An 11,863-nucleotide genomic window follows, 5' to 3' on the forward strand; every position below is an offset into this window, starting at 1 on the left:
CTCTCCCGCTTGCGGGAGAGGTCGGCGCGAAGCGCCGGGTGAGGGCTTTCTCCTCTTGGGGATTGTCCCATTGCGGAAACACCCTCTCCCCAACCCTCTCCCGCAAGCGGGAGAGGGAGCGCACGTTCGTCTTTGCGGCGATCGAGCCTCATTTCACTGCGCGCTAGCGCTTTCCGCTCGGCCGATAACGCACGTGATCGATCAGCGCGCGCAGCTTCGGCGGAAGATTCCGCCGATCCGGAAAGTAGAGGAAGAAGCCGGGGAAGAACGGGCAATATTCCTCCAGCACGGGCACCAATTCTCCTCGTTCGATATAGGATCGAAACGTTTCCTCCATGCCGAATGTCAGGCCGCCGCCCGCGCAGGCGGTCCGCACCATGACCCGCATGTCGTTCGTCGTGATCCTCGGCTCCACCGCGACGTCGAACTCGCGCCCTCCTTCCGCAAATTCCCAGCGGTAGGGAGCGACGTGCGGCGCCGGCCGCCACCCGATGCAGCAATGCTGCGCAAGCTCGCGCGGATGAGAGGGGGCGCCGAACCGTTCCAGATAGGCCGGAGCGGCCACGACCAGCTGGCGCTGATCGCCCGAGACCGGCACGGCGATCATGTCCTGCTCGATCACTTCGCCGAGCCGGACGCCTGCATCAAAGCCCTCGGCCACGATGTCGAATTCGTCATCGGTCACGGTCACGTCAACCCGCACGCCGGGATTGGCGTGCGTGAATTCGGCCAGCAATGGACCGCGAATGAAACGCTCGGCGATCGATGAGACGGCGAGACGCAGCTGCCCCGTCGGCTGCGCGTCCCGGTCGCGGGCGCCATTGATCGCCTGTTCGACTTCGGCGAGCGCCGGCGCCACGCGCTGATGCAAGCGCACGCCGGCTTCGGTGAGACTGACGCTGCGCGTCGTGCGCTGGACGAGAGCCACGCCCAACTGGTCTTCCATGCGTCGGACGGCCTGGCTCACGGCGGATCGCGTCACGCCGAGCCGCTCGGCGGCGCCACGGAAGCTCTTGGCTTCCGCGACCGCGATGAAAACGGCGACGAGGTTCAGGTCGGTGGTCATTGGTTAGCTAGGCTTACCACCCCGGTCATCATTGGCCAACTTCTCCCACCTCTCACCGGGGACTACCTCCGAACCACACGAAGGAGGCTCTGATGACGTCGCTCGATCAATACCGCCTGCTTGGCCGCTCCGGCCTGCGCATATCTCCCCTTGCCCTGGGCACGATGACCTTCGGGACCGAGTGGGGATGGGGCGCCGATCCCAGTGAGGCACGGCGGATCTTCGATCTGTATGTCGACCGTGGCGGCAATTTCATCGACACGGCGGTGAACTACACCAATGGCGCGTCCGAGCGCCTCGTCGGCCAGTTCGCCCGGGACAAACGCGATCGTCTCGTGCTCGCGACCAAGTTCACCATGGCCCGCGATCCCGGCAATCCCAATTCCGGCGGCAACCAACGGCTCAACATGGTTCGTTCGGTGGAACAGAGCCTGCGGCAGCTCGAGACCGACCGCATCGACCTGCTTTACCTCCACGCTTGGGACGCGACGACGCAGCCCGATGAAGTTATGCGCGCCCTGGACGATCTCGTGCGCACCGGAAAGATTTTGTACGTCGGCATCTGCAACACGCCGGCCTGGCGCATTTCGCAGCTGCAGACGATGGCAGATCTGCGCGGCTGGTCGCCCTTCGTTGCCCTGCAGATCGAATACAATCTGGTCGAGCGCACCGTCGAACACGAGCTCATTCCGTTGGCGGCGACCCTCGGCCTGGGCGTGCTGCCCTGGTCGCCCCTCGGCGGCGGCGTGCTCACCGGCAAGTACACCCGCGCCGATCTCAGGGATTCTCAGGAACGGGCGGTCGGAGCGACACGCGCCTCGATCATCGCGTCGTCCGGCCTTCTCAACGAGCGATCGCTCGCCGCGGCCGAAACGGTGCGAACCATCGCCACGGAGCTCGGCGCAACGTCCTCGCAGGTGGCCATCGCATGGACGCTGGCCAATCCGGCGGTCACCGCGCCGGTGATCGGGGCCCGCACGCTGGAGCAGGCGGAAGACAATTTCGGCGCGGTCGGGATAACGTTGTCTGCCGAACAGATGGCGCGCCTCGACCAGGCGACTGCGCCAGATCCCATTTTTCCAGGCCGCTTCTTGCGCCGCCCCATGGTGGAGCAACTCATCTTTGGCGGCGCCCGCGTCGCGCGGCGCGGCTAGATCAGCAACAACAGGTCGCCGATCTCGACCGACCGCGCGTGCACCACTTCGGGGCAGAACGACATCTTGCACCAGAAAGGGAGACACAATGGCAGTCATGGTCAATCGCGTACTTGCGTGGTGCTTCTATGCGGTCATCTTCACGGCATCCAGCCTGACAACGGCCGCGCCTTGCGGACAGGCCAGTTCGGTGCAGGGCGACAACAAGCGGGTCGTCGCCGATGCATTCGATCGATGGGCGGCGGGAGGAACCAGATTCTTCAATGACCTGCTGCACGAAAACGTGGTGTGGCGCATCAAGGGATCCGGTCCAAGCGCCGGCGAGTTCAGAGGGCGCGAGGTGTTCCTCGATCGAGCGGTCCGCCCGTTCGCCAGCCGATTGTCGACACCGGTGCGTCCTACTGCCGTGAGGATCTTCGCTGATGGTGATCACGTCATCGCGCATTGGGAAGGCAGCGGTGTGGCCCGTGACGGCAGGCCTTACGCGAACAGTTATGCGTGGATCATGCTCATGCAGGATGGCAAGGCGGCCGAGGTCACGGCCTATCTCGACCTCGCACCCTATGACGACGTCCTGCGGCGTATTCCTTTGCCAGCGCAATAGGCGGGGTGCGAGTAGGCTTGATCGCGACAAGGGAAGGTGCGCTCCCTCCCACGCTTGCGGGGGAGGGGTGGGGAGAGGGTGTCTCCGCGCTGGGATTATCGAGATTAACTGAGGACGTCCCTGCGCGGCGAGAGCGCTCACCCGCCGCGCTCTGCGAGCGCGATAGCCGAGGCTACGCCTCGGCGTCCTTTTGAAGGACGGCCGCCGAAGGCGGCCTATGCTCTCCCGCAAGCGGGAGAGGCGGAGCAAGCCTGCAGACGATCTGATACGCCGCTGTCGATGCCGGCCGTAATCCCCCTCCCGCAGCCCTTGTCAACACGCGAAATCCTCCGGATGATCGCCGTGTCGTAGCATCGCTCGCGAGGCCTTCATGCGAAAATGCGAAGTCGCCGTGCTCGGTCTGGGGCTCATGGGCGGAGCAGCGCTGGGCGCATTGCTGGATGCCGGCGTCGATGCGCTCGGCTTCGACCCTGTCGCAGCAGGTTCGGATCGCGGCTCGTCACATGGTTCATGTCGCATTTTCCGTCGCTTCAATTTCGAAAACCCCAACTACACCAGCCTGAGCGACGAGGCTCATGCCGGCTGGATCCGGCTGCAGAGCGAAAGCGGTCAAACGGTTCTGACGGAAACCCCTATTTTGGAGGCCGGCCACCCCGGCTCCGCCATGGTGGCGTCCTCGCGCGCGGCCGCGATCGCGAAAGGGCGCCCGGATCCGATGTTGACCGCGGCTCAAGCGAACAAGGAATTTCCGGCTTTCAGCCTGCCCGGCGACTGGGACGTCGTCGTGCAGGACGGTGGCGCGATCCTGCACACCGAGGTCGTCATGAAACTGATGCGCGCACGCGCTCGCGACCGCGTGATTCCGGAACGCGCGAGCTTCACGCCGCACCACGACGGCGTATCGATCCGCACGGCCACGCAAGAGTTCTTCGCCGAGCGCGCGATTCTGGCGCTGGGCCCATGGCTTGGTCGCGCGCTCCCGCGACTAGGCGCGCTGCTCAACGTGACGCGACAGGCGGTCGGCTGGTTCGCGCCTGCTAGCCCCGACACGGTGGCGCTCGGTCGTTTCCCGATCTTCATTCTGGACCGAGGTCCGAACGACATGGTCTACGGCTTTCCGGACTTCGAACAGCGCGGCGTTAAAGCTGCGCCTCACAACCACGGGCGCGTGGTCGGCCCCGACGACTGGGGCCCGCAGGCCAGCGATACCGAACTCCGCCCGATCGGCGAAGCGTTGGCCGCCCTTGTCCCGGGCGCGGCCGGGCCCATCATCGATCGCGACGTCTGCCTCTACACCAACACCGCGCCCGCCGACCGCTTGCCCGATGCGGGCGAGGAATTCATCATCGATCGCTGGCCGGAGTCCCGCCTGATCGTCTGCTCCGCGTGTTCAGGCCATGGTGCGAAGTTCGCGCCCGCCGTCGGGCAAAGGCTTGCTCGCCTTGCCACCGATCCGTCCTACCAGGCAGAACCCTTCTTTCAGCTGTCCCGCTATTCTCAATTCGCCTGAGCGGATACCCCATGTTGCGGTGACAGTGCACAAGTCGCGCACCGTCCGGCGGCAAACGCCTTCAAGAGACCCGGCCAGAACACTACCTGGCGACCTCCTGCGACGATGCCACTATGCTCCTGTTTTGCCCGACGAAGCAAATGACGGGAGACGTCATTCGGAATGGGCCGCAACGATCGCCGCTAGATTCTCGTTGGGTCGCAGGACTGCGCTGCAGAGGCGAGTCAACCACGATCACTCGGCTTTTTGGCTCCCGAAATCCTGTCCGGCCCGCACCTGATCCAGCCCTCCGCGTAACCCATTGATCTTGCAACCCCCGTCTACTGTGCATGGGGTTGTTTTCGCACTTTTGTTGTTCCATGGCTGAACGCGAAGCGTTCAACCCTCACGGCACGCCCCCACCAAGCGAGACCAACATGCACTCTTCCGCCAGCGGCTGGGGCAACGGGCTTCTCGGCGTCATCATCTTCAGCGGCTCGTTGCCGGCGACGCGCGTGGCCGTCGGCGGCTTCTCGGCGCTGTTCCTGACCTCGGCACGCGCCGTCATAGCGACGCTGATCGGTGCGGCGGTGCTCGGCCTGCTCCGCCAGACTTGGCCGCAGCGGCAGGATCTCGCCTCGCTCACCATCGTCGCGATCGGCGTCGTGGTCGGCTTTCCCCTGCTGACGGCGCTCGCGCTCCAGCACATCACGTCCGCGCGTTCCATCGTCTTCATCGGCCTGTTGCCGCTGTCGACCGCGATTTTCGGCGTGCTGCGCGGCGGCGAGCGGCCGCGGCCGCCGTTCTGGCTGTTCGCTTGTCTCGGCAGCGCCACGGTGGCCGGCTTTGCCCTCGCCGGCGACGGCGTGGCGTCGCTCACCGGCGATCTCCTGATGGTCGCCGCGATCGTGCTGTGCGGCCTCGGCTATGCCGAGGGGGCCGCGCTGTCGCGTCGCCTCGGCGGCTGGCAGGTGATCTCCTGGGCGCTGCTGCTCGCGCTGCCGCTGATGCTGGCGCTCGCAGTTCTGACGTGGCCGCCCGTCTGGAGCGGCATCAGTGGGCCCGCCTGGGTCGGGCTCGCTTATGTCTCCGTCTTCAGCATGTTCGTCGGCTTCATCTTCTGGTACCGCGGGCTCGCCATCGGCGGCATTGCCCGCGTCGGCCAGCTGCAGCAGCTACAGCCGTTCTTCGGTCTCGCGCTCGCAGCTCTTCTGCTGCACGAGCCGGTCGCAGGAAGCATGATTGCCGCGACCGCGATCGTGGTCGCCTGCGTCTTCTTCGCGCGGCGGTTTGCGTGAGGACAACCCGCTTCGTTACTTCCTGCCGGATTGAGGCCTTTCGATTCCGGGCAATCGCGCGATCTGCTCGGCGAGGAAATCGACCAAGAGGCGCACGCGCGCAACGCCGGACCGCTCCGGCACGATCAGCATGTTCAGCGGAACGGGCGGCGGCGAATAGTCCGGCAGCACGCGTTCGAGGCGGCCGTCGGCGAGCAGGTCGCTGACCAGCCAAAGATGCGCCGGCGCAATGCCGCGGCCGGCCGCGAGCGCCTCACGCGCGGCAAGCCCGTGATCCAGGCGCAGCCGCCCGGTGAAGGGTTTCGCGTGGCGGCCGCCGCGGCGCCCTTGCAGCACGAGGACATCGCTGCCGGCGATGTTGGACATGCGAACGCCCTCGTGATGGGCGAGGTCTTGCGGACGCGCGGGCCGGCCACGCGCGGCAAGATAGCCGGGTGCGGCCACAAGCAGCCGCCGCGACTGGCCAAGCGACTTCAGCTTCATCGTGCTTTCGGCGAGCGGCCCCAAACGGAGTGCGACATCGACGCCCTCCCGGACGAGGTCGATCCGCTCGTCGGTCAGGCTGAGGTCGACCGACACGTCCGGATAGATGTCCTGGAAGGCGAAGATGAAACGGCTGACGTGGAGCACGCCGAACGCCGCGGTGCAGGAGACCCGGACAGTTCCGGCGGGCGCGCCGCGCGTCGAGCGCGCCTCGTCGCCGGCCTGCTCGACGAGACGCAGGATATGCACGCAATCGGCGTAGTAATTGCGGCCCTCCGCCGTCGCGGTGACCCGGCGCGTGGTCCTGGTGAGCAGCGGCACGCCGACCGCCCGTTCCAGCTCTCGAATGTGCCGCGTCACCGTGGATTGGCCGATCCCGAGCTCGCGCGCGACCGCGGACAGGCTTCCGCGCTCGGCAACGCGCACGAAGCTGCGCATACGCTCGAGCGTAACCTCCGACCTATCCATTTTCCGGCACAATCTTATCCATTGGCCGCTTCTACCGGATCGCGGTCCAGGGCGCTATCTGCCGATCGCAAATCATCAATCCAATGGTGCTGACATGAAAGTGTTGATCGTCTTTGCTCATCCCGAAGCGCGCTCGCTGAATGGTTCGCTCAGGGATGTCGCCATCAGAGAGCTCGAGGCCCAGGGCCACGAGGTGCGGGTCTCCGACCTCTATGCCGAGGGCTGGAAGTCCGAGGTCGGTCGCGGCGACTTCCCGTCGCTGCCGATCGATGGGCGTCTCGGGGTCGCCGCGGCATCCAAGCAGGCGTTCGAGGCGGGCACGCTGACCGCCGACGTCAAGGGCGAGATCGAGAAGCTGCTGTGGGCGGATGCTCTGATTCTCCAATTTCCGCTGTGGTGGTTCAGCATGCCTGCGATCCTCAAGGGCTGGGTCGACCGCGTGTTCGCCTACGGCTTCGCCTATGGCGTCGGCGAGCACAGCGACAAGCGCTGGGGTGACCGTTACGGCGAGGGCACCTTGGCCGGCAAACGCGCGATGCTGATCGTGACCGCCGGCGGCTGGCAGGACCATTATTCCGCCCGCGGAATCAACGGGCCGATCGACGACCTGCTGTTTCCGATCAATCACGGCATTCTCTATTATCCCGGCTATGACGTCCTGCCGCCGTTCGTGGTCTATCAGGCCGACAAGCTCGATGAAGCCGCATTCGGCGCGACGGCCGAACGCCTGCGCGAAAGGATGAGGACGCTTGCGACGACGTCACCGATTCCCTATCGGCGTCAGAATGGCGGCGATTACGTCATCCCGAGCATGCAGCTCCGCGCCGGGCTCGAGTCGCCCGGGGCGCGCGGTTTCGCGCTCCACGTCGATCGGCCTGATGAATGCGGCGCGGCGGACAAGCCTGGCGTGATTCGATCGACGACAAATCTCCGCGCCGCAACCGCGTAGTTGCGAGACGGCTCGCGTCGCGCTCTCGAGGCTGGGAGCGCGACGCGCTCATCCCATCACGGTTCGCGTCAGCGCGCTCCGTGCAAACTTCTTCAGCGGCATCGGCTTGCCGAACAGAAAGCCCTGCACGAGGTCGAAGCCGAGCTCGTTCGCGGCGACGAGATCGGCGCGGCTTTCGACCCCTTGCGCCACCGCGCGCGCGCCAAAGCCCTGCGCCAGCTCGACGATGTGACGGCACACCGTGCGCTTCAGCCGGTCGCCGCCGCTGCCGGTGACGAATTGCCGATCGGCCTTCAGCTTGACGAAGGGAATCTTGTCCAGGTCCATCAGCGAGGGCCAGTTGGCGCCGAGATTGTCGATCGACAGGCCGATATTGTGCAGGCCGACCTCGCGCGCGACCTCGCCCAGGAGATCGAGCTCGCGGATCGCCTCCTCGCTGTCGATCTCGACCGTCAGTCCGCCGAAGGCCGGGTGCGTCGGCACGCGGCGGCAGAGATCGCGCACGGCCTGCGGCTCCCTGAGATAGGAGGCGGGAAGATTGATCGACAGGTCGACCGGACTTTGTTGCTCCAAAAGATAGTGCCAGTCCTGCATGGCGCGATCGATCACGAACTCCGACAGCGCGCGAAAATGCGGATCGTGCGGCTCCGGGATGAAATAGGCCGGCGGCACCACGCCCCAGGTCGGATGCCGCATCCGCACCAAGGCCTCGGCGCCGTTGCGGACCAGCGTGCGCGCGTCGATCTTGGGCTGGTACCAGAGCTCGAGCCAGCCGGCATGCAAGGCCTCGCCGACATGCACGGCCGGGCTCGGCGCCGGCTCTTCCGGCAGCAGCATGGCAACGCGCTCGCGCAGCGTCTCCGCGGCAAAGGGCGTCGTCAGCGGCGGCAGCATCGCAAGGCCGTATTCCTCACCGACCTGCCGCACGGCTTTGACGATGATCGAATCGCGGGCGCCGACGGCGAGAACCTTGCCGGCAAATGCCTCGCGCACCAGGACTTCGAGGAATCGTCCCGGCTCGATGCCGTCGGCGGCGACGCCGAGCAGGATCAGGTCGGGCAGTTCGCTGGCGAGCACGGTCTGCAGCTCGTCGGCGCTGGCGCATTCGCAGGTGACGAAGCCGAGATCTTCGAGGATCTCGCTGAGAAAGGCGCGCAAGTGACGCTTGCTGTCGGCCACGCAGGCGCGCGGCGTCACCTTTCGTCGTCCGAAGGTCACAGGCCTTCGTCCGACGAGCTCAATCATCCCATCGTTCATTGCAACACCACTCCCGTTCCGTGACGGTTTCATAACCGCGGAGCGTGGGTTCAAATAAGGAGAGCTTCACATCGTTCTTGAATTATCTGAGTAACGTTAAGCCATGCAATTCGAGCTAATTTGTCGACAGATTCTTCGAAATGAATTCGCATACCCGAGCACCACACGCGCAGCGCCGGTTGTTGCAGGTGAAATGCCTCCGAGCGTGCTTGGCGCGCGACTTGCCGCTCGACGGCGTCGAAGGATGCACGCGCGCGGTTGCTCCGAGGCGGCGATCAAGCCGGCGCAGCGTTAATCGGCGGCGACTTTCAACTCGCGCCTTCCCGCGATGCGCGCGTCGCGGCCTTCCGCGCGTGACGATTCTGCGACAACGGGTCCGGGTTAGCGGCCTAGAATGTGAAGTACATCACACGCGCATTGCTGCACTCGCGCTAAAGGTTCCCCGAGCTGGTGGAGGGCTGTCGAGGACTACAGCTATGTCGATGCGGCGAATGATGTATTGGTGGTTCAGGTTCGTGCTGTCAGGGCGATTCATGGATCGCTTCCTGTGCCTGCCGCGTTAGCCGCGCTGTGCACCGTGGCCTTCGCGGCCGGACCCGATCTAGGTCTGCCCGATCAATTTGCGGAACGCCGCCGCGCCGTCCTGCATCGCGTCGCGTCCCTTCCAGGCCAGATAGCTCAGCTTGCCGCCGATCGTGTCGTGGCTGCGCAGCCGCCGCGAGCCGAGAATGTGGCCGACATTGGAGGGGAATCGGCTCACCTCGGCGGAGACCAGCGCCGCGATCGCGTCCATCAATTGCTGGAGGCGGACGCCCCATTCGCAATGCTCGATGCCGTCGATGCGAACCTTGAGCGCATATTCGGTGTCATAGATTTCGGCGAGCAGGTCGCGGGCGATCAGCACCCGGTTGTGCCGGAGTGCGACACGAAGCGCGAGGCGCTTGTCGTCGAGCCGGTCGAGGACCATCGGCACGACGCAGGCATAGGGTGTGGCGGCGACGTCTGCGGCGGCCTTGCTCGCAGCCGCCCTGGTGGCAAGCCGCACCAATTGCCATGAGGTCTTCAGTCGTCGCGCCACCAGCGCCAGCGCGAAGGGCAGCGCCTGGGGATGAGCCTTCTTGAAGGCGTCGAGCTGCGCGGTGATCTGGGCGACCTGGCCATCGTCGAACTTCGCGATCTTCTCGGGCAGCTTCGCGTTGAACTTCGGTAGCGCATCGCCGGCGCGCAACACATGCAGCATCTTCACGACGTCGTCGAAAGCGGTGCGCGAGGCCGTATATTGCCCGAGCTTGGCGCGCGCAGATTCGGCGCTCTCGGGCGAATTGAGCGTGCTCTCGAGGACCTTGACGACCTTGGTCTGGAAGGTCGAGGCGATCTTCTGCACTTCCTTGGGGTTGTTGGCGGCGACCTGGTCGCCGATCGCCTTGATGTAGTCGCGCGCCATGGTCGGCAGCAGGTCGCGGCAGATCCACTCCCAGATCGGGGTGAGGGTGTTGCGCGAGATCCGCCCCATGTTGGCATGCTCGGGCGCGCCGTCGATCAGCAGCAGCTCCAGCGGTGCGAAGAAATAGCGCGACGGGCTGGTGGCGCGCGCCTGGGTCGATCCGTCCTTGCGGAATTCGGCGCGCAAGCGCGCCTGGATGTCGGCCGAACCGGGCATGTCGATGCCGCACAGCTCGAGCCGCTCGAGCTCGCTGAGCAGACAGCTGCGCGACAGCGGCGTCAGCCTCTGCAGAAATTCCGACAGCCGATCGATCTCGTCCATGGCACGCAATCTTTCGCAGCGTGGCCCGCGGGCTTGCGGGCCCAATGCGTGGAGGCATTTGCGCGCTCTCAACCTCCCTAGAGAAGCAAGTCGCCGTTAATTAATCCGTAAAATCCGGGGGGCGGATATCGGAGCAAGGCGGCCGCACGAGGAGCTTTTCCTCGTCCGAGACCAGGAACTGGGCAGAAAACTCAACCGCTACATGGTCGCGTGCGACGTCGCGCAAGCACAAATTGTGCCGAAGCCGTCATTTTAGCGTAAAAGGGCCCAAATCACCGTAGTCTTACGGAGCAGAAAGTTAACCACAGACCCGCCCCGGTTCCGGTAAACGAGTGACATGGGGTCACAGAATGATACGGCCACCGATTCGCGGCCGTCGGAATGGCACGAAAGCGCTGCTTCAGCTGAAGAGCCCGATTTCGTCCGTCTGAGCGCCGTTCGTGCGCAGGCGGCCGACGAAATGGCGGCTGCGATCGCTCGCGAGCTCAACGGCCCCCTGACCGCGCTGCTGCTCTACATGGGCGAGATCAAGCATCACAGCGATCAGCTCGTCCCCGCCATGGGCGATCGTGCCTATCTGCAGCGGGTGGTGGAGAACGCGCTGGCACAGACCGAGCGCGTTTGCGGCCTGGTCAAGCAGCTCGCCGGCGCTCACAAGGGCGGCTTGTCGGCCCCGTCCAGCACCGAGGAGGCAGAATCGAGGGCCGCCCGCGTGCTGCAGCCGCCGCGCGCACCGAACGCCGATCTGCTCGGCCCGTCCGGCCAGAAGCGGCTGACCAAGCGCGAGCGCGAGGTGCTGAGGCTGATCAGCGAAGGCTACTCGAACAAGCAGGGCGCGCTACGCATGCAGATCAGTCCGCGCACCTTCGAGAGTCATCGCGCCGAGGCGATGCGCAAGCTCGGTGCGCGCAACACCGCGGACCTCGTCCGTGCGGCGCTCTTGCATGCGATCGACTGATCCGGGCTGGTTGCGCCGCCCTCGGGCGGCGCGGACGAGATGCCGAAGATCCATCTCGATAGTTTGGAAATCCACGCTCAGAAATAGTCTTCGGCGAACGGACGTGCGCGCGGGGCGGGACGCAGCGGTTTGATCTCTTCCTTCGGCGCGCTCGGAATGATCGTGATGGTCCAGCGGGGAGGCATGCTCGATTCCTGCTCCAGCACCGAGCGCACGAAACCGGTCACGGTCGACTCGCCGGCCCTGACCGTCGCCATCCGGCCGTTGAACTGTGCGATGCGGAAGCGACGAACCTCCTTCTGGTCGGCGGTCTCGTAGGTGAACATGGAAAACCCTCCTGGTTTTCCGGGACTATCGCCAGCTATGATTAGC

11 protein-coding genes are annotated in these 11,863 nt (G+C 65.4%); 6 read left to right on the forward strand and 5 right to left on the reverse strand.

The annotated features are described in order from the left end of the window. Positions 1-163: 163 nt before the first annotated feature. A complete protein-coding gene (locus tag N2602_RS02215; protein ID WP_260381616.1) occupies positions 164-1,066 on the reverse strand; it encodes a LysR family transcriptional regulator in 903 nt (300 codons plus the stop codon). Positions 1,067-1,158: 92 nt separating this feature from the next. Here N2602_RS02215 and N2602_RS02220 point away from each other — a divergent pair, with 92 nt between their 5' ends. From N2602_RS02220 to N2602_RS02235, 4 genes are all read left to right on the forward strand, one after another. After that, the gene (locus N2602_RS02220) at positions 1,159-2,220 is read left to right on the forward strand and encodes an aldo/keto reductase (RefSeq protein WP_260381617.1); all 1,062 of its coding nucleotides are present in this window, start codon (positions 1,159-1,161) and stop codon (positions 2,218-2,220) included. An 88-nt stretch (positions 2,221-2,308) separates the two neighbouring features. Next, positions 2,309-2,824: a nuclear transport factor 2 family protein gene (locus N2602_RS02225; protein WP_260381618.1), complete on the forward strand. Its 516-nt coding sequence runs from the start codon at positions 2,309-2,311 to the stop codon at positions 2,822-2,824. 370 nt (positions 2,825-3,194) lie between these two features. After that, complete coding sequence (locus N2602_RS02230) at positions 3,195-4,334, forward strand: FAD-dependent oxidoreductase (RefSeq protein WP_260381619.1); 1,140 nt, start codon at positions 3,195-3,197, stop codon at positions 4,332-4,334. A gap of 416 nt (positions 4,335-4,750) precedes the next feature. Beyond that, on the forward strand, positions 4,751-5,611 hold the full coding sequence (locus tag N2602_RS02235) for a DMT family transporter (protein WP_260381620.1): 861 nt from the start codon (positions 4,751-4,753) through the stop codon (positions 5,609-5,611). Positions 5,612-5,626: 15 nt separating this feature from the next. Here the strand turns inward: N2602_RS02235 and N2602_RS02240 are convergent, their stop codons facing one another. After that, entirely contained in the window at positions 5,627-6,562 is a 936-nt protein-coding gene (locus tag N2602_RS02240; RefSeq protein WP_260381621.1) for a LysR family transcriptional regulator, read from the reverse strand. Positions 6,563-6,656: 94 nt separating this feature from the next. On the opposite strand from N2602_RS02240, the gene N2602_RS02245 reads away from it, so the two are divergent. Then, positions 6,657-7,511 carry an NAD(P)H-dependent oxidoreductase gene (locus N2602_RS02245; RefSeq protein WP_260381622.1) on the forward strand — a complete coding sequence of 285 codons (855 nt, stop codon included), beginning with the start codon at positions 6,657-6,659 and terminating at the stop codon, positions 7,509-7,511. 48 nt (positions 7,512-7,559) lie between these two features. On the opposite strand, the gene N2602_RS02250 is transcribed toward N2602_RS02245, so the two are convergent. Both N2602_RS02250 and N2602_RS02255 read right to left on the reverse strand, forming a co-directional pair. Then, a complete protein-coding gene (locus tag N2602_RS02250) occupies positions 7,560-8,768 on the reverse strand; it encodes an EAL domain-containing protein (RefSeq protein WP_260381623.1) in 1,209 nt (402 codons plus the stop codon). Positions 8,769-9,369: 601 nt separating this feature from the next. Continuing rightward, on the reverse strand, positions 9,370-10,533 hold the full coding sequence (locus N2602_RS02255) for a hypothetical protein (RefSeq protein ID WP_260381624.1): 1,164 nt from the start codon (positions 10,531-10,533) through the stop codon (positions 9,370-9,372). A gap of 337 nt (positions 10,534-10,870) precedes the next feature. Here N2602_RS02255 and N2602_RS02260 point away from each other — a divergent pair, with 337 nt between their 5' ends. After that, positions 10,871-11,491, forward strand: coding sequence for a LuxR family transcriptional regulator (locus N2602_RS02260; protein WP_260381625.1), 621 nt, complete (start codon positions 10,871-10,873; stop codon positions 11,489-11,491). Between the two features lie 77 nt (positions 11,492-11,568). On the opposite strand, the gene N2602_RS02265 is transcribed toward N2602_RS02260, so the two are convergent. Then, the gene (locus N2602_RS02265; RefSeq protein WP_172788790.1) at positions 11,569-11,817 is read right to left on the reverse strand and encodes a hypothetical protein; all 249 of its coding nucleotides are present in this window, start codon (positions 11,815-11,817) and stop codon (positions 11,569-11,571) included. Positions 11,818-11,863 lie beyond the last annotated feature (46 nt).

It is taken from the genome of Bradyrhizobium sp. NC92, from assembly GCF_025200865.1.
Classification (GTDB): Bacteria; Pseudomonadota; Alphaproteobacteria; order Rhizobiales; family Xanthobacteraceae; genus Bradyrhizobium.

Bases quoted from the DNA above. Each gene is read 5' to 3' on its own strand.
- N2602_RS02215 (WP_260381616.1), bottom strand. From the start codon at position 1,066: ATGACCACCGACCTGAACCTCGTCGCCGTTTTCATCGCGGTCGCGGAA.
- N2602_RS02220 (WP_260381617.1), top strand. From the start codon at position 1,159: ATGACGTCGCTCGATCAATACCGCCTGCTTGGCCGCTCCGGCCTGCGC.
- N2602_RS02225 (WP_260381618.1), top strand. From the start codon at position 2,309: ATGGCAGTCATGGTCAATCGCGTACTTGCGTGGTGCTTCTATGCGGTC.
- N2602_RS02230 (WP_260381619.1), top strand. From the start codon at position 3,195: ATGCGAAAATGCGAAGTCGCCGTGCTCGGTCTGGGGCTCATGGGCGGA.
- N2602_RS02235 (WP_260381620.1), top strand. From the start codon at position 4,751: ATGCACTCTTCCGCCAGCGGCTGGGGCAACGGGCTTCTCGGCGTCATC.
- N2602_RS02240 (WP_260381621.1), bottom strand. From the start codon at position 6,562: ATGGATAGGTCGGAGGTTACGCTCGAGCGTATGCGCAGCTTCGTGCGC.
- N2602_RS02245 (WP_260381622.1), top strand. From the start codon at position 6,657: ATGAAAGTGTTGATCGTCTTTGCTCATCCCGAAGCGCGCTCGCTGAAT.
- N2602_RS02250 (WP_260381623.1), bottom strand. From the start codon at position 8,768: ATGAACGATGGGATGATTGAGCTCGTCGGACGAAGGCCTGTGACCTTC.
- N2602_RS02255 (WP_260381624.1), bottom strand. From the start codon at position 10,533: ATGGACGAGATCGATCGGCTGTCGGAATTTCTGCAGAGGCTGACGCCG.
- N2602_RS02260 (WP_260381625.1), top strand. From the start codon at position 10,871: ATGGGGTCACAGAATGATACGGCCACCGATTCGCGGCCGTCGGAATGG.
- N2602_RS02265 (WP_172788790.1), bottom strand. From the start codon at position 11,817: ATGTTCACCTACGAGACCGCCGACCAGAAGGAGGTTCGTCGCTTCCGC.